At 67.7% G+C, this 15,282-nt stretch carries 16 protein-coding genes; 5 read left to right on the top strand and 11 right to left on the bottom strand.

The window, feature by feature from the left end:
• From ACFQ50_RS23325 to ACFQ50_RS23355, 7 genes are all read right to left on the bottom strand, one after another.
• Positions 1 to 881, bottom strand: an 881-nt coding sequence (locus tag ACFQ50_RS23325; RefSeq protein ID WP_377997983.1) for an ABC transporter transmembrane domain-containing protein, incomplete at its 3' end; no start/stop codon positions are given.
• Between the two features lie 2 nt (positions 882 to 883).
• On the bottom strand, positions 884 to 2,134 hold the full coding sequence (locus ACFQ50_RS23330) for a glycosyltransferase family 4 protein (RefSeq protein WP_377997984.1): 1,251 nt from the start codon (positions 2,132 to 2,134) through the stop codon (positions 884 to 886).
• On the bottom strand, positions 2,134 to 3,429 hold the full coding sequence (locus ACFQ50_RS23335) for a glycosyltransferase family 4 protein (protein ID WP_377997985.1): 1,296 nt from the start codon (positions 3,427 to 3,429) through the stop codon (positions 2,134 to 2,136). Before ACFQ50_RS23335 ends, ACFQ50_RS23330 begins: the two co-directional genes overlap by 1 nt.
• Entirely contained in the window at positions 3,416 to 4,690 is a 1,275-nt protein-coding gene (locus ACFQ50_RS23340; RefSeq protein WP_377997986.1) for a glycosyltransferase family protein, read from the bottom strand. Before ACFQ50_RS23340 ends, ACFQ50_RS23335 begins: the two co-directional genes overlap by 14 nt.
• A 505-nt stretch (positions 4,691 to 5,195) precedes the next feature.
• Positions 5,196 to 6,038 carry a hypothetical protein gene (locus tag ACFQ50_RS23345; RefSeq protein ID WP_377997987.1) on the bottom strand — a complete coding sequence of 281 codons (843 nt, stop codon included), beginning with the start codon at positions 6,036 to 6,038 and terminating at the stop codon, positions 5,196 to 5,198.
• Between the two features lie 231 nt (positions 6,039 to 6,269).
• Positions 6,270 to 7,265 carry an aldo/keto reductase family protein gene (locus tag ACFQ50_RS23350; RefSeq protein WP_377997988.1) on the bottom strand — a complete coding sequence of 332 codons (996 nt, stop codon included), beginning with the start codon at positions 7,263 to 7,265 and terminating at the stop codon, positions 6,270 to 6,272.
• The gene (locus ACFQ50_RS23355; protein ID WP_377997989.1) at positions 7,265 to 8,317 is read right to left on the bottom strand and encodes a LacI family DNA-binding transcriptional regulator; all 1,053 of its coding nucleotides are present in this window, start codon (positions 8,315 to 8,317) and stop codon (positions 7,265 to 7,267) included. The genes ACFQ50_RS23350 and ACFQ50_RS23355 overlap by 1 nt, the downstream gene beginning before the upstream one ends.
• A gap of 221 nt (positions 8,318 to 8,538) precedes the next feature.
• On the opposite strand from ACFQ50_RS23355, the gene ACFQ50_RS23360 reads away from it, so the two are divergent.
• The 3 genes from ACFQ50_RS23360 to ACFQ50_RS23370 all read left to right on the top strand — a co-directional run bounded on the left by ACFQ50_RS23360 (position 8,539) and on the right by ACFQ50_RS23370 (position 10,423).
• Positions 8,539 to 8,739 (top strand): hypothetical protein, encoded by a 201-nt coding sequence (locus ACFQ50_RS23360; RefSeq protein ID WP_377997990.1) that lies wholly within the window; start codon positions 8,539 to 8,541, stop codon positions 8,737 to 8,739.
• 346 nt (positions 8,740 to 9,085) lie between these two features.
• Positions 9,086 to 9,652: a hypothetical protein gene (locus tag ACFQ50_RS23365; protein WP_377997991.1), complete on the top strand. Its 567-nt coding sequence runs from the start codon at positions 9,086 to 9,088 to the stop codon at positions 9,650 to 9,652.
• Between the two features lie 549 nt (positions 9,653 to 10,201).
• On the top strand, positions 10,202 to 10,423 hold the full coding sequence (locus ACFQ50_RS23370; protein WP_377997992.1) for a hypothetical protein: 222 nt from the start codon (positions 10,202 to 10,204) through the stop codon (positions 10,421 to 10,423).
• Here ACFQ50_RS23370 and ACFQ50_RS23375 read toward each other — a convergent pair.
• The 3 genes from ACFQ50_RS23375 to ACFQ50_RS23385 form a co-directional block, all read right to left on the bottom strand.
• Positions 10,420 to 10,650: a three-helix bundle dimerization domain-containing protein gene (locus tag ACFQ50_RS23375; RefSeq protein WP_377997993.1), complete on the bottom strand. Its 231-nt coding sequence runs from the start codon at positions 10,648 to 10,650 to the stop codon at positions 10,420 to 10,422. The genes ACFQ50_RS23370 and ACFQ50_RS23375 overlap by 4 nt on opposite strands.
• Positions 10,651 to 10,709: 59 nt before the next feature.
• Complete coding sequence (locus ACFQ50_RS23380; RefSeq protein WP_377997994.1) at positions 10,710 to 11,183, bottom strand: hypothetical protein; 474 nt, start codon at positions 11,181 to 11,183, stop codon at positions 10,710 to 10,712.
• A gap of 65 nt (positions 11,184 to 11,248) precedes the next feature.
• Positions 11,249 to 12,247 carry a hypothetical protein gene (locus tag ACFQ50_RS23385; protein ID WP_377997995.1) on the bottom strand — a complete coding sequence of 333 codons (999 nt, stop codon included), beginning with the start codon at positions 12,245 to 12,247 and terminating at the stop codon, positions 11,249 to 11,251.
• A gap of 345 nt (positions 12,248 to 12,592) precedes the next feature.
• Between ACFQ50_RS23385 and ACFQ50_RS23390 the strand changes: the two genes are divergently transcribed.
• Complete coding sequence (locus tag ACFQ50_RS23390) at positions 12,593 to 13,405, top strand: SGNH/GDSL hydrolase family protein (protein ID WP_377997998.1); 813 nt, start codon at positions 12,593 to 12,595, stop codon at positions 13,403 to 13,405.
• 162 nt (positions 13,406 to 13,567) lie between these two features.
• Here the strand turns inward: ACFQ50_RS23390 and ACFQ50_RS23395 are convergent, their stop codons facing one another.
• Entirely contained in the window at positions 13,568 to 14,470 is a 903-nt protein-coding gene (locus ACFQ50_RS23395) for a trypsin-like serine protease (protein WP_377997996.1), read from the bottom strand.
• A 254-nt stretch (positions 14,471 to 14,724) separates the two neighbouring features.
• Here ACFQ50_RS23395 and ACFQ50_RS23400 point away from each other — a divergent pair, with 254 nt between their 5' ends.
• Positions 14,725 to 15,252 carry an alternate-type signal peptide domain-containing protein gene (locus ACFQ50_RS23400; protein ID WP_377997997.1) on the top strand — a complete coding sequence of 176 codons (528 nt, stop codon included), beginning with the start codon at positions 14,725 to 14,727 and terminating at the stop codon, positions 15,250 to 15,252.
• Positions 15,253 to 15,282: the final 30 nt, after the last annotated feature.

A 15,282-nucleotide genomic window follows, 5' to 3' on the forward strand; every position in this document is an offset into this window, starting at 1 on the left:
CCGCCGCCGGCCAGGACAACCGCCGTCGCAATGCCGATGAGCACGTCGGTGCGCCGCTCCAGCCCGGCCGCGAGCCGCAGCGCCGCGACGCCTGTTCCCAGGGTTGCCTGGTTGCTCTTGCGGAAGCCTGAGCTGATGGTGTCCTCCAGGCCGTAGGCCTGGACTTCCCGGATGGCGCCGAGGGTCTGGGACGCGGTGGTGGCGAGGTTTCCTTCACCCTTCCGGGAGTTGCCGGCTGCGGCGGTGATCCGCCCGGAACTCGAGCGGGAGAGGAGCGCGAACACTCCGCCGGCCAGGAAAACCACCAGGGCCAGCAGCGGGTCGAGCCACAGCAGGATGCCTGTCATCAGGACCAGGGTCAGCATGTTGCCCAGCAAAGGCAGGCCTGCGGTGACCGCAACCTCCTGCAGCCGGGACACGTCGCCTACCAGCCGCTGGACTGTGTCCCCGGTGGAGGCGCGGGTGTGGTGGCGCATGGACAGGCTTTGGACATGGCGGAACGCGCGGACCCGCAGGTCGGACGCCACCCGGGACCCGACCAGCGCGAAACAGATCGCCGACCAGTAGTTGGCCACCGCGCGCCCAATGGCGATCGCCACCACAATGGCGCCGCACAACAGCAAGGTGTGGAGGCCGGCTTCCATGGAGGGGCCGGGCTTGCGGAGCGTCGCGCCCAGGGCGCGGGAGACGGCGTCCACCACCATCTTTACCGGCCATGGCTCGATGAGGCGGAAGACGACGTCGAACGCCAGGGCAGAGAATCCGCCAGCCATCATCCACCGGTGCCCCTGCAGGTGCGGGCGCACGCAACGCAACGTCCGCCGCAGCCCGGACGCCGGCCCGGCCTGCGGGGCGCTTTTCTGTTCAGCTCTCGAGCGCATGGTCAGGCCACGCTCCTTTCGGATGTCAGGGCTTGGCGGATGGTTGCCAGGACGCTGTCCCAGCTGTAAAGGCCGACGGCGGCTGCCCTCGCCTGCGTGCCCAGGCGCTCCCGCAGCGAGGCGTCCGCACCGAGGCGCTGCAGGGCGGCGGCAATCGCACCGGGATCGCCCGGCGGCACCAGCAGGCCGGTGCGCTTGTGCTGCAGGATGGACGGAATCTGCCCGACCCCTGACGCGACCACGGGCAGGCCCGCGGCGAGGTACTCGTAGACCTTCAGTGGGGAGAAGTAGTCGTCCCTTCCTGGTGCCGGTAAAGGGTAGGGTGCGGCCGCGGCGTCGCATTCATGAAGCAGGCGGGGCACGGAATCAGGAGCGACGGCGCCGGTGAACTCGGCCTCCACGCCCAGCTGCGCGGCGGTCCGCTCGAGTTCCTGCCGGCACGGACCGTCGCCGATGATCTTCGCCTGCCATGTTGGCCCGGCACCGCGCATGTTGGCGTGGGCCACGGCTTCGAGCAGGTAGCCGACGCCGTGCCAGGGCTTCAGCGTGCCGACAAAAGCCACGGTCAGGCGGCTGGAATGATCCCGGCCAGCAAGGCGGGGCGTGATGCGTTCTGTGTTGACGCCGTTGGGAGCCAGCACCGTCCGGGCGCCGGGAATGCGGCCCTCCACCCACCGCACCACGGGCTCGGAGACGCAGGCCACCACGCTGGACGCGGCGGCGTTGGTGCGCAGCATTCGTTCCGCCAGGCCGGCGTCATGGAGTTCGCGGTACTGCTGCTGCTCGTCGATGAGCGGCGCGTTGACCTCCAGCACGGCCGGGACGCCAAGGGCTCCGGCGGCCATGGCCAGGGCCGGGCTGAACAGCGAATACCGTTCGTAGACCACATCGCAGCCATCCCGGATGACGGCCTGGCCCAGGGCTGCCGCAGCATCCCTGATGGCGTGCTCACGTCGCGCCCCGGAGGCACGGCCCGCGCCGGAGTCCTGGCCCGCCCCGGAGACCGTGGCCGCCCCGTGCTCACGTCGCGCCCCGGAGGCACGGCCCGCGCCGGAGTCAGATTGAGACAGGATTTCGACGACGGGCAGCCCGGCCAGGTCGGCCGGCCGGTCGGCCCCGGTACGGGTGCAGTACACCGTGACGTCCGCCCCGGCCCGGCGCCAGGCCCGCACGATCTCCTGGACGTGGACCGAGGAGCCCTTGGTTCCGAAGACGGGGACGCCGGGGTCCGCGCAGATGTAGGCGACGCGCATCAGGCCACCGCCTCCGGCGTCTGCGAAACGGGACGCTCCGAAACGGGACGCTCCACACCAGACCGCTCCGCAACAAGCCGTTGCACAACTGTCTGGAGCGAAAGGCGACGCAGTGCAGCGGCCTGCCGCCCGGCGTCGTACTCGCGTTCCATGAGGTCCCGGGCGTTCCGGGCCAGCAGCGTCCTGTCCGTCTCTGGCGAGGTGATCCGCCGGATCGCACAGGCGAGGGCGGGAGGGTTGCCGGGTTCGGTGAGGACGCCGGTGCTGCCGTCGCGGACCACCTCGGGGATGCCGGTGACTGCCGTGGAAACGCAGGGTGTGCCAGTGGCCATGGCTTCCAGCAGGACGGTGGGGATGCCGTCGGCGTTGCCGTCCGAACCCACCACGCACGGTGCGACGAAGACGTCGGCCCAGTCCAGCAGCTCGTGGATCTGGTCCTGGGTTTGCGGGCCGAGCATCCGGACATGGCGGCTGAGCCCGAGCTGGTCGATCCCCGACTGCAGTTCCTGGGCCATCATGCCAGTGCCGGCGATGCGGACATCGGCCCGGGCACCGGTGCCGATGAGGGAGGCCAGCGCGGGGAGCAGGTGCTGGAACCCCTTCTTCTCCACGAGCCGTCCGACGGCGGCAATGCGCACCGCGCTGCCGACCGGCCGCGGGTCGCGGTAGGGGAAGCGGGCCAGCTCCAGGCCGTTCCGCACCAGGCGCAGCCGGTCCGCCTGCTGCGGAAAATGGTGGCGCAGGTACCGCAGGTTGTAGTCGCTGATGGTGATCACGTGATGGGCGTCTGCCATCTTTGCCCGGAGATCGTCCCGGCTGACGCTGTCACGGAAGATGTCCGCTGCGTGCGCCGTGAACGAATACGGGATGCCGGTGATCAGGGAGGCAAGCCTGGTAACGGCGGTTGCGGCAGAGGCGAAGTGCGCATGCAGGTGCCGGACGTTGCGGCGCTGCAGTTCGGCAGCCAGGTTGACGGCCTGGACGGCGTCGTCCGCGTCTGCCGCGGCGAGTTCCCCGAAGGCCTGTGCCACGTCGACGGTCAGGCCGGCCGAGGCAGCTGTCCGGAAGCTCTCCCACACCCCGCTGGTGGACTGGGGCCGGCCAACATAGGTCACGGGAGCCTTGACGCGCGCCAGCTCGGGGTGGAACCTGGCGTCTGTGGTGGGGCGGAGGGCGAAGATCTCGATCCGTTCGCCGGCCGCCTCGCGGGCGAGGATTTCCGAGACGATGAACGTCTCGGAGAAGCGGGGATACATCTTCAGGACGTAGGCGGTCACCGGCTCAGACTGCTGCACGTGCCGCACCTCCCCGGAGGCTCTGGGACAGCGTGTTGAGCTGGGCGCTGATCATCGGCTCGCTGGTGATCTGCTGGCTGAGGGGCCGGAGGAGGTCCGGCGCCTGCAGAACCGGTGCCTTGAGAAGGTCGGCGGCCAGTCCAGGAACCCGGGACAGCCCGTTGAGCTGCGCGCCCCGGCGGTCCACCCGGGTGCCTGCCCGGTCTGCGAGCCAGGCGGCCAGCGCGTCGGAGGTCAGCGAGGCCAGCTCGTGCTGTTCGAGGTAGCCGGCGGCGGCGAGGGACGCAGCCCGGATCCTCTGTTCGCCGCGGGAATGGTCCCGCGGAACCACCAGCGCAGGAACGGCCGTGCTCAGGATTTCGCAGACGGAGTTGTAGCCGCCCATGGAAACCACTGCAGCAGCGTTGCTGATGTGCGCCAGCATGTCCTCCAGAGCTTTCACAATTACGACGCCGGGACCCGCCTGCCGCCGCAGGTCGCGCCTTTGCGCTTTGGGCATCTGGGGTCCGGCCACAATGAGGTGCCGGAGGCCGGGAGGCAGCGGGGCGGCGGCGGCCAGCCTGGCCAGCGCGTAGCCGTCCGCGCCGCCGCCCACCGTGGTCATGACGTACCTGCCCGGTATCTTCAGCTTTCCGGAACCCTTCGGCCGGCCGGCGGCCAGATATCCGGTGTAGCTGACCATCCGCCGCAGCGAGAAGGGGATTTCGCCGGCGGCCACCGGATCGTGGACCGAGCGGTCGCCGTAAATCCAGACGGCGTCAAAGAGCTCCTGCACCCGGCGGGGACCGCCGATGCCGTCCCATTCGGCGATGGCCGCCGCGGGGGAGTCAAGCACTTCACGCAGCCCCAGCACCACCCGGGCTTTCCCGCGTGCGCGGAGCCGGCGAAGAGCGCCTTCAAGTTCCAACTGGATGCCCGTTGCGTGCCGGTCCACGATCACCAGGTCCGGGTTGAAGCCCTGCAACAGCGAGTCCAGCAGTTTTCCGCGCAGGGATACCAGGTCCTGCATGGGGACGGACAGGTCCCGGGGCTCGTAGCCTTCGGCGCCTTTCGTGACGCCTGGCAGTATCACCCAGTCCCACCCCTCGGGGATCCGGAACCCCGGCGCGAGGGCAGTGCCGGCCACGAGGATACCGGTGACGTGCCTGCCGGTCAGGCCGGGGAGTTGGCTGCTCAGGGCGCCGGCCAGTGCCAGGTTGCGCCGCACGTGGCCCAGGCCGAGCGAGTCATGCGAATACAGGACAATTCTTAAGTGCTTCATTTCTGGGCCCCTCAGCCTGCCGAAAACTACTCACCGAAAATTGGTTCACTGTGCGGACAGGGCAAAACCCTGGCGCCGTGAAAAAGTAGCCCCCAAAAACAAGAACGCTGTGCCTGCAAGCCGTCCTGCCGCTGCTTCAGTTGAAGTATTGAGACAGGGTGTTTAGAAAAGCCTGCGCCCTTGGTTGCTACTGAAGGGTGGGTTGCGGCCCCCTCAACCCCTCACTGGTCCCCCTCACCTGGCGACGCGCATATTCCTCTGCGCGCAGGGAATTTCCGCTGCGCCTGGAATTTTGCGTGTCGCCGGACCTGGCCGTGCCCACTACGGCGGCGTGTGCGGTGCGCGGATGCCTCGGACGGACGCTGTGGGGACTGCTCGTGGCTGCATGGCTCAACGCTAGGGATAACCCGTCGAGGATAGGTGCACGGGTAATCCAAGAATTGTCAAAGATTTCTCAGGCGGCTCTCTGCAAATTCCCAGCGACGCGCGGTAGCCGGTGCCGGGCTCACGGGTGCAAGCGGCCATCCTCGTTCTTCGGCCGCGGCACCACAGGGTGCTTTCCGGTGTCGTGTGACCGGTTTGCGGAAGCGAAAGCGTCGCCGCCGCTGACAGGGACGCTTCCGATGACCAGTGTGCCGTGCCTGGCCGCGGGACTGATGTCGAGGCCGGTTTCGGTGATGCCGAGGTTGTCTCCGCTGATGACGAGGATGTGGCCGCCGTGGGCTGCGGCCCGGAGCCACTCGGCGTCGTCCGCGCTGCCCAGGTGCAGCTGTTCCCGGTAGAGGAGTTCGCCGTCGAGCTTGAGCCTCAGGAAGCCATCCGGCGTGACGGTGATCCGGCAGTTGGCAGCGGGTTCGGCGGCCTGCTCCAGGATGGCGGCGTAGTCGGCGCTCATCGCCAGTTGGAAGCCGTGGGCGAGCAGGAGCGAGACCAGGGCTGAGGTCAGTTCTCCGCCGTCTTCGCGGAAGCTCAGGACGGGGACGAAGGTGAACGCCAGCGCCGGGACCACCCTGGTCCGGCCGCCGTTCGATTCCTGGGTCAGGAGTACCCGGGCAGCGACGGGAGACAGGGTATCCGGTTGCCACGGTGTTTGCCGGACGGCCAGGGCGGGGCCGCTGCACCGCCGGTGGCAGACGGCGTCGGTGAAGGTGAGGTATTCAGTGCCGTCCGGCGCCGTACTTTGCGTGATGTCCACGAGCAGGGACACCGGTTCATCGGACTCGAGCGGTACCCGGCAGTGGGCACAGGTTTTCGCGAGGTCCGCTGCGGCGGTGACGTAGTGGGTGGTGTCCCTGCCTTTGAAAGCCTGGAGGCGCCCATCCCAGGCGACGTTGCGTGTGGTGGGCATGCGTCAAGGTTAGGTAACCCTTATCAAGGAAACGTACAGGGGAAATCCAAGATTTATCCAAGATCCGCGGGCACGCTATCGTTTCATGCCCACCCTGCGGAAACCTTGGAAACCCTCTCGACCGGTTCAACCCGGACCGGTCACCGCGCCCGTCCTGATTGGAGTTTTTGTCCAAATATCGCGACCTCCGCGGCCCTGAAGTCGCGATATCTGGACTAAAACTCCGAGCCGCTAGGGGCGTTCCTTGAAAGATTCGACCTTCTGCGCGTCGCGTTCAGCCACGGGGTCCAGCAGTTCGTCGATCCTGGCCATCAGGGATTCATCGAGCCTCACCCCGGCTGCCTTGGCGTTGTCCTCGAGCTGTTCGGGCCGGGACGCTCCCACGATGGCGGCGGAGACATTGCTGTTCTGCAGCACCCAGGCCACGGCCAGCCCTGCCATGGACAGGCCGGCCTCCGCCGCAAGGGGCACCAGCAGCTGGACACGCTTGAGGATGTCCTCGCTGAGGTAGCGGTTTTCCTTCAGCGAACCGTCGTCTGAGGCGAACCTCGACTGCGCGGGGGCGGCCTGCCCCGGCAGGTACTTGCCGGTCAGAATGCCCTGCGCCAGCGGGGACCAGCAGATCTGGCCGATGCCGAGCTCGACGCTGGCCGGGACCACTTCCTCCTCGATGACGCGCCACAGCATGGAATACTGCGGCTGGTTGGAGATCAGCTGGATACCCAGATCCTTGGCCAGGGCGGCGCCGGCCCGGATTTCGTCAACCGTCCATTCCGAGACGCCGATGTAGTGCGCCTTGCCGGCACGGACCACGTCGGCGAAGGCCTGCATCGTCTCCTCGAGCGGTGTTTCGTAGTCGTAGCGGTGGGCCTGATACAGGTCGACGTACTCCGTGCCCAGCCTGGTCAGGGAGCCGTTGATCGACTCCATGATGTGTTTGCGGGACAGCCCGCGGTCGTTCTTGCCCTCACCGGTAGGGAAGTAGACCTTGGTGAAGATCTCCAGGCCTTCCCGACGGGCGCCGCGCAGAGCCTCGCCGAGGGCGCTTTCGGCGCGGGTGCCCGCGTACGCATCGGCGGTGTCGAAGGTGGTGATGCCCAGGTCCAGCGCCTTCCGTACGCAAGCGGTTGCGGCGTCCTGGTCGATCTGCTCGCCGTGGGTGACCCAGTTACCGTAGGCCAGGGCGCTGATGTACATTCCGGATGAACCCAGCTTGCGGTATTCCATTAGATCTCGTCCTTGCTCTCTGGGGAGTTGGGTGAAATGAACGACGGCGGTGCGGTGCTTCGCCGCAGTACCAGCCGGGTGTCGATGAGCCGGTCAGCCGGGGCGGCCCCGGGTGCGGTGCTGAGGGTTTCCAGCAGCAGTACGGCGGCTGCCTCTCCCTGTCCGCGGATGTTCTGGTCGATGGTGGTGAGGTCCATGACCTCCGAGAGGTCGTGGTTGTCGAAGCCGACGAAGGAGATGTCGCGCGGGACGGTCATTCCGGCCGCGCGCACCACGCCGAGGGCGCCGAAGGCCATCTCGTCGGAGCCGACAAAGACGGCGGTGGGCAGGTCTGGTGCGGACAGTAGCCGGGTCATGGCCGCCGCCCCGCCGGACACCGAATTGGGTCCGAGCTGTTCGTACTCTTCCTCCAGGGGGATCCCCGCGGCCAGCAGGGACTGGCGGTACCCGGCCAGCCGCGAACGCGGAGGCGTGCTGCCCACGGTGACCTCGTCGGCGTCGTCGATTCCGATAAGCCCAATGCGGCGGTGACCCAGATTGATTAGGTGCCGGACGGCGGTCCGGGCGGCCGCCCGGTCATCGACGCGGACGCTGCTGAATGCCTCGGAGCCCTGACCGAGCATGATCACCGGAAGGCCCAGGGCGCGCAGGCTTTGGGTTTCCTCCTCGGACAGCCGCAGCGAAAGCACCAGGACGGCGTCGGCGCGCCCGCGGAGGGTCTGCCCGGCAAAGAAGCGATGCCGCCCGTCGGCGTCTCCGAGTTCGTAAAGGAGTACGTCCCGCCCGGCGGCCCGGAGCGCCGCGCCGGCACCGGAAATGACCTGCCCGAAAAACCATTTCGTGGCATCCGGAACGATCACGGCGATGGTGCCCGTCACGCCGGTTGCCAGCCGTGCCGCACTCGGCGAGGCCAGGTATCCGACCTCCGCAGCGATGTCCTTGATCCGCTGCCGGGTAGCCAGCGAAACGCCCGGAACGTCCCGCAGTGCCCGGGACACCGTGGACACGGCGACTCCCGCCCGCTCCGCAACCTCTTCAATCTTCGCCGTCACACTCAGCCACGCTACGGGACGCGGGCAGTTTGCGCAAGCGCTTGCGTTGAGGCTTGGACGTGAGCCTGCGGCGTCGTCCGTGGTGACGGGTCCCTAGGAAAACCTAGCGGGCGCACCCCCGAATGAGGGGTCCGGCGGCGGTGTGGGGGCCGTTCGGGTGTCATTTTTTCCATGGTGGAACCGCGAGGCTGGGGGCAATTGCGAGCGAAGGGCGGTGTGTGGTGAGGAAGTGGCTTCCGTTGCTGTTCATTCCCGTACTCGCCGTGGCCGGGGGCCAGGTCTGGAATGAAGCCTGCGCCCAACCGCCGGCCACGGTACTGCCCGGCATCGTCGTCGATCTGGGACCAGGCGCCAGTCCGACGCCGGTTGCGCGGCTGCCGCTTCCGCCGGTCCCGACGGAGAGCGTCACCGTCAACCGGTAGGACCTGCTCCGCTGAGCATCCGGCAGATAGGCCCGCCGTCAGCCGCATATTCGGAAATCCCCGGACTTAGGAAAACCACTGGAGAAATTAGCGAACATTTTGTTTGCCTAATTCCGCCCGCGGGCTGTAATCTCCCGATTTAGGTTTACCTAACTAAGCCAACTACGCACCATCACTCTCTCCCCGCACGGCCGCCTGCGCACCGCAGCGCGGCGGCCAACCGCCGGCCCGCACCGCCGGCGTCCCCGTGAAAGGCAGCTCCATGTCCCCAGCAGCACCGCCCGTCCCGGCGCTCCACGAACCACAGGCCGCCCACGGACCGCAAGCCATTCACGAACGTCAGGTCATGCAAGCCACGGCCGGTCGGAAACGCCTGCGGCTCCGGCTGGTTCTGCTCGGGGCGTTGTGCACGGCAGGATGGACGGCCTCACTGCTTGTGGGGCACTTCGTCGACTGCGGGCCGGAACTTCACCGGATAGGGCTCGCCGTCCACATCCTTGCCCTGGTGCTTTCCTTCGGCACCATCCTGGTGGTCGACTGGCTCGGCCTGCTGTGGCTGCTGGGAAAGGTGCAGATGCACGAATCCGGAAAGCTGGAGGCCGCCTCGAAGCCGCTGATCTGGGGTGGGCTGGCCCTCCTGCTGGTGTCGGGCGCCCTCATCGACCCCGACCTGACCAATCCGGTCACCGCCATCAAGCTCGCCTGCGTCCTGGTGCTCATGCTCAACGGCCTAAGCATCGCGCCGGCGATGCACCAGTTGCTGGCCCTGCCCGCGCACACCCGCTTCGGGGAACTTGGCCGCAGGCTGCGGCTTCGCCTCATGGTGGCGCTCAGTGTTTCGCAGGCCTGCTGGTGGACGGCCGTCCTTATCGGCCTGGTCAACAGCACGCTCCGCCGCTGGGCCGGGGTGTAAGGCGCATCCAAGCAGCCGCGGGGCACCGGGTGCTTTTCTGGGGCACCGGGTTTTTGTGAGGTGCCGGGTTGTGGGGCACCGGGTTTTTGTGAGGTGCCGGGTTTGTAAGGCACCGGGCCCGGGGAGGGCTCCGCCGTTCCCGGTGCCAGCCGGTTGTCGCGCGGCAGACGAGTGTCCGGCAAGCAAAATTCTCGCCAGTCAACCTTGGAAAAACCCTAGGCGTGCCGCATCGGCGGCGGTACCCCGGCGTACGGCCGGGAAGGCCCTTTCCGCCGGGCCCGGAATGCATGGGGGACGTTCCGGGCCCGGCGACCGGGCCAGCCATCTTGCCCTGACGGCTGGCCTGTTCTGCGTAAGCCAAATCTGTCTCGCCTGCCTTGGAGAAAGCTGGGAGTAGCTTGGGGACCTCAACAGTCAGCGTCGTCAGGCCATCCGGTTTTCGACGGCGGCGCGGGCCCGGTCGCAGGAAAGTCACCCCGGCGACACGTTGCAGAAACCCGGGTCCTGTTTACTGGGACTTGACCGGTCGGGCGCTGAAAGGAGCTGCTCGTGAGTGCCACATACAGGGAGATCCGCGCGTGTTCGGAGCTGTCCCCGGGCGAACGGGTCGAGGCGTGGCGGGACGGAACGCTGATTCACCGGGGCAAGGTCCTGGCCGTGGTTCCGGCCCTGGAGCTGTTTTGGATCGATGATGCCCGGACCGGCATGCGCCAGCTGCTCGATCTTGACCAGCTGCGCATCCTGCAATGCCCGCTTCACGCCGTAGCTTAGGTGCCGGCCCCGGAACCCTCAGGTGCGAATTCACGGCGGAGCCGCGTCTTCGCACCCTTCTCCACCAGAGTGGGGATAAATGTTCTGATGCGGCCGGAATCGAGCGCCTCATACTCCTCGGACACTATCCCTGCGATCAGCCCCCGGTCGGCATCCGGGAATCGCCCGGCAAGCCGTTCAACCACCTGATCGATGGTGGACTCTTTCTCTTCATCGCTGCCGCTCATCGCCTAAGTTTCGGCTACGCGCGCGGAACCGTCAACGGAAAGATGGCAAGTCGCTGCCCCTACCCACCCCACACGGAGAACGAGCCGGAGTGCCCGGTGATCACGCTCTGGTAGATGACGAAGAGGCCGGCGAGCACGCCCAGGGCCAGCGCCACGACGCGGGCGGGACGGGACCGCTGGAGTGCGGCCAGCGCCGGAATGCGCCCCGCCAGCGGCGTGAAGGTTGCCGCGAGCATCAGCAGCACCAGGAAGAAAAAGACGACGGCGGTCACCTTCAGGATGTCGCCCTGCCGGGCATGGGCCGCGATGGCGTCCGTGGCACCCCGGGTTGACTGCAGCTGCTCACCGACGGCAGCCGTGATCAGCGCCAGCGGTGCAAGGATCAGCGCAAGCGCGCCCAGCGGCCAGGCGAGGTACCGGCGGGTCGGCCGTGCCAGGCCGTAAACCACGGCGCCAAGGCCGGCGAGCGGCCCGAAGACGACGACGCCGTGGACCAGGAGAATGTGGGCCGGAAGGCCGCCGATCAGTAACACAGGAAGCTCCTTGCAGGTCAGAGGGGCGAAGGCACCTTGAATCTAACACCGGGGGAGCCGGCGACCTATGGGGTGGGGCTAGCCTGGGTACCTGCCTGATCGCCGGACTGAGGGCCAGCCTCATTGACGGACGGATTGCCGGGCCGGCGCCGGGCCGCAACAGACCGGATGCCCAGCCCGGCCATAGCGATGGCCAGGGCCAGCAGGACGGTGGGAAGCGCGCCGCCGTCGGGTCCAAGGGTTGCGGCCAGGATCTGCCGGCTCATCAGCAGCATCTCCTTCAGGTCGCCGGCCAGCGCGCGTGTCCCGAGGACGTAGTTGACGGAGATAAACAGGGCCGGGACCACCCACAGCAGGGCGAGGTCGGCCAGCCACACAACGGCCCGCCGCGCAGGGCGGAGGCCGCACCACGCCAGGGCGCAGCCCACAAGGATCGCCGGGACCCAGCGCGCCACTGAAGGCACCAAAACGGGGATGTTGGTCTGGCCAACGGAACCGACCACCCACTCCATCGCCCACGAAGTGAGCGGCACCGCCATCAGGCCGGCGCCCAGAGCAACCAGGGCCCTTCGCCTCGAAGCAAGGAGCACGAACGCCACGAGGCTCGCGGCGATGCACGCGATGACGCCGCCCAGCAGCCCGGCGAAATAGAGGCCGGCCATCGTCCCGTCCGTCAGGCCGCCGTCGAGCACGGTGAATGACTGGACGGCCGCCGTGAACTGGACCGCAAGAACGCCGGCCGCCGCGCACCACGTCACCAGCCGCCGTCGGGCGGGGTTCCAAATGCGCACGGCAAGTCCGGCCGCCGCGCCGCCCGTGGTGAGGAGCACCACCAGTGCCGTGAGTTCGTACTGGCTCAGCGGCAGCAGCGAGACCGGCATCTGTTCCGGCAGGACCTCGGTGCCCCACAGGTTCTGCAGCGGCAGCTGCGACCCGGTGATCAGCCAGGGTCCCAGGCCCAGCAGTCCCGCCAGGATTCCGAGCAGCCAGCCCAGCGCGGCCTCGCGGCCGGGAGCAGGCCCCGCTGGTTCAAGGGGGCGTGTCGCTTGATCGGGCAGGCTCACGGTTGCTCCTTGGGACACGCGCACGGAAATGGCATCGAAGCCCAAATAGTACACCGAATGGACTAACCCGGGTGGAGCGCGAACGGACAGTTAAGCCCCGGTTCCTCGTTGAAGTGGGGCTTAACTGTTCGTTCGCGCTGGGGTGGGGCAAGGAAAATATTCACAAGTCGAGGGACTTTTTAGGAATTTCCCGCGGGGCCCGGACGTTCCTTGGATAACGCCACAGGCGTACCGCGCCAGGGGCGCAAGGGAGAGGACGAGGCGATGAAACACATCGGCCACTTTGGACCCCGAAACTCCGCTGCGGACGCGACGGCCCCACACCCCTGGAGCCGGTATGTGGCAATCGGAGATTCATTTACCGAGGGCGTCGGCGACCCCGAGGAACGCTGCGCCGGAGGGCTCCGGGGCTGGGCGGACCGGGTGGCGGAGGAGCTCAGCGCGGAGCGGAAAGACTTCGCCTACGCCAATCTGGCCATTCGCGGCCTGCTCCTGGACCAGATTCTTGATCAGCAGACGGAGCCGGCACTGGAGCTGAAACCGGACCTGATCACGCTGTCGGCCGGCGGGAATGACATGGTGTTCCACCGCACCGATCCGGACAAGCTGGCGGCCAAACTGGAGGCCGGGGTAGAACGGCTGAGCGGCACCGGCGCCACGATCATGCTGTTCGCCGGGCCGGACTGGCGGCACACGCCGTTCCTGGGACGGAGCCGTTCCAGGGTGGCCATCTTCAACGAGAACATCCGGATCGTCGCCGCCGCACACGACTGCTTGCTGGTGGACCTGTGGACCCTGCGGCAGCTCCGGGACCCGCGGATGTGGGACCCGGACCGGCTGCACTTTTCGCCGCTGGGCCACCACACCATCGCCATGCAGGTGCTGGACACCCTTCAGGTGCAGCACTCGCTCCAGCCGCTGGTGCCCAAGGCCCTCCCGGACAGCAACTGGCGCGACGCCAGGGCCGGGGACCTGGCCTGGGCACGGAACTACTTCCTGCCGTGGGCGTGGCAGCGGATTGCCTTGCAGCGACTTGCCCTGCCGGGCGCCCACGAGCACCCGGCGCCCCAACCTCCGCTGCCGAAGCGGCCGGTGTTCGCACCCGTTTACGCGGTGCGGACGGTGGCGGCCAAAGTGGCCGCGGAGTTCCTGGCATAGGCCCGTGGCCGGGCCGCGTTGAGAAGGTGAGCGTCCGACGGCGGGTGGGCGCCCGCCGTCGAACGCGTCCAGCGTCGAACGCGCCCGCCGTCGAACGCGTCCGACGGCGGTTGGCCGGCAGGCGGATGTCTGCCAGTTTGGGTCGGGTCGGTTCAGGCCGGGTCAGGGGGCGGGTGCGAAGTCGATCCGGCCGAACTCGCTTCCGGTGGTGGCGCGGATCCAGTCGATGACGTCCTGCCGGTCGGTGCGGTAGGAGAAGTTCGTCCCCTTGCAGTACCGGTTGTGGTTGAACGACGTGATGCCGGTGATGATGTTGGACTCGGCGGTGCCGTAGAACAGCGGTCCGCCGGAGTCGGCTGTGCAGGTGCCGCCAAGTCCGTTGCCGTTGCCGTTGGTCTGGACGTTGTAGCCGTCGGTGCTGGCGCTGTTGAGGTTGGTCAGCTTGGACTGGGCCATCAGCCGTTCCCGGAACGAGGTCTCGCCCGCTGCCGGGCCGGCCGCGGAAATCCCGAAGCCGCTGGAGGTGAAGGTGGTTTCCTGCTGCCCGCGCCTGGTGGCCAGTGCGTCCAGGGTCCCGGCGGCAGCGAGGCGGCCGTATTCGCTGAGCGCGATGGGCTGGTCCAGGATCACCAGGCCGGCGTCCTTGGTCTCGGGGACCGCGTCCATGCCGGTGTAGCCGTAGTTGTACATCTCGTGCGAGGTGGCGCACTGGGTTCCCAGCGTTCCCTCCGCGCAGGCGGCCGGGTAGCCGGTGTCCGGATCCGTCCCGGTTTCCGGGCTCCAGTCCACGCCGGCGTCCTGCTGGAAGTAGACCCGGGCCGAGGAAACACCGGCGGTGCAGTGCCCGGCGGTCAGGAAGACCGTCGGCGTCAGCAGGGATCCTGAGCACCTGTGGTGGAATCCGCCGTCGGGACCGTAGAAGACAATAAGCCCAACGAACGGGTGCTCGGTGTCCTTGACGTAGTCGCCGGTGATTGCGCCAGCCGGCACCGCCGTGGTCACGGCCAGCACTGCGGCAACGGCCGCAACGGCCAGCGCACCGCTGCCGGCGCGCCATTTCTTCAAAGCGCGCAGTTTCTTCAAAAAGTGCATACAAGCCCCAGCTTCCAGTTGCACGGGCGGCCGGCAACGCACGTCGGAGTACGCGGCAGGCGCCAAAGTGTGTCCGCCCGAATGTGGCGGTGACTCAAGATACCACCCGAAAACAGGCTGTTTTTTCTTGACTGATTCTTGACCGTTTGCCGCATGGAGTCCTGAGTTTGCCCCTGCATTGTTCTTTTCAGAAGGAAATCCACCCGCAAGATTTGAAGGGTCTCACCATGAAGAACAGCGCACTGATCAAGGGAACCGCCGCCATCGCAGTTGGCGCCGCGCTGCTGCTGGGCGGCGGCGGCACCCTGGCCTCCTGGAACGCCTCGGCTTCCGCCACCCCCGGCACCATCGTCTCCGGCGACCTGAACGTAGCCGCAGCGGCAGGCGTCTGGACGGACCGGACCGGCGCCACGGTCAACATCGCCAGCTACAAGGTTGTGCCCGGCGACAAGCTGACCTACACCCAGGTCCTGAACGTCACCCTGACCGGCGACAAGATGGCCGCCAACATCACCACGTCCGGCACCGGCGCTGCGGATGGCTTCACCACCGGGAACGTCACCGTCACCGGGCCCGCCCTGACGGTGGGCGGCGTGGCTGTCAGCAACCCGCTGAAGACCACGCAGACGGTCACGGCCACCATCACCTTCGAGTTCCTGTCCACCACCACGGGCCGCTCCGACGTGGCCAAGGCCTACAACTTCGGCAACGTCGCCTTCAACCTGAACCAGATCACGCAGACGGGTCTGTCCTAGCCAGCTTCCGGCCGCCGCTCAGGGCGGCCG

This window comes from Arthrobacter sp. NPDC056493, from assembly GCF_042795115.1.
Taxonomy (GTDB): Bacteria; Actinomycetota; Actinomycetes; order Actinomycetales; family Micrococcaceae; genus Arthrobacter.

Excerpts from the sequence above, each read along its gene's own strand:
- ACFQ50_RS23330 (WP_377997984.1), bottom strand. The coding sequence starts at position 2,134 with ATGCGCGTCGCCTACATCTGCGCGGACCCCGGCGTCCCCGTCTTCGGA.
- ACFQ50_RS23340 (WP_377997986.1), bottom strand. The coding sequence starts at position 4,690 with ATGAAGCACTTAAGAATTGTCCTGTATTCGCATGACTCGCTCGGCCTG.
- ACFQ50_RS23345 (WP_377997987.1), bottom strand. The coding sequence starts at position 6,038 with ATGCCCACCACACGCAACGTCGCCTGGGATGGGCGCCTCCAGGCTTTC.
- ACFQ50_RS23350 (WP_377997988.1), bottom strand. The coding sequence starts at position 7,265 with ATGGAATACCGCAAGCTGGGTTCATCCGGAATGTACATCAGCGCCCTG.
- ACFQ50_RS23365 (WP_377997991.1), top strand. The coding sequence starts at position 9,086 with ATGCAAGCCACGGCCGGTCGGAAACGCCTGCGGCTCCGGCTGGTTCTG.
- ACFQ50_RS23375 (WP_377997993.1), bottom strand. The coding sequence starts at position 10,650 with ATGAGCGGCAGCGATGAAGAGAAAGAGTCCACCATCGATCAGGTGGTT.
- ACFQ50_RS23400 (WP_377997997.1), top strand. The coding sequence starts at position 14,725 with ATGAAGAACAGCGCACTGATCAAGGGAACCGCCGCCATCGCAGTTGGC.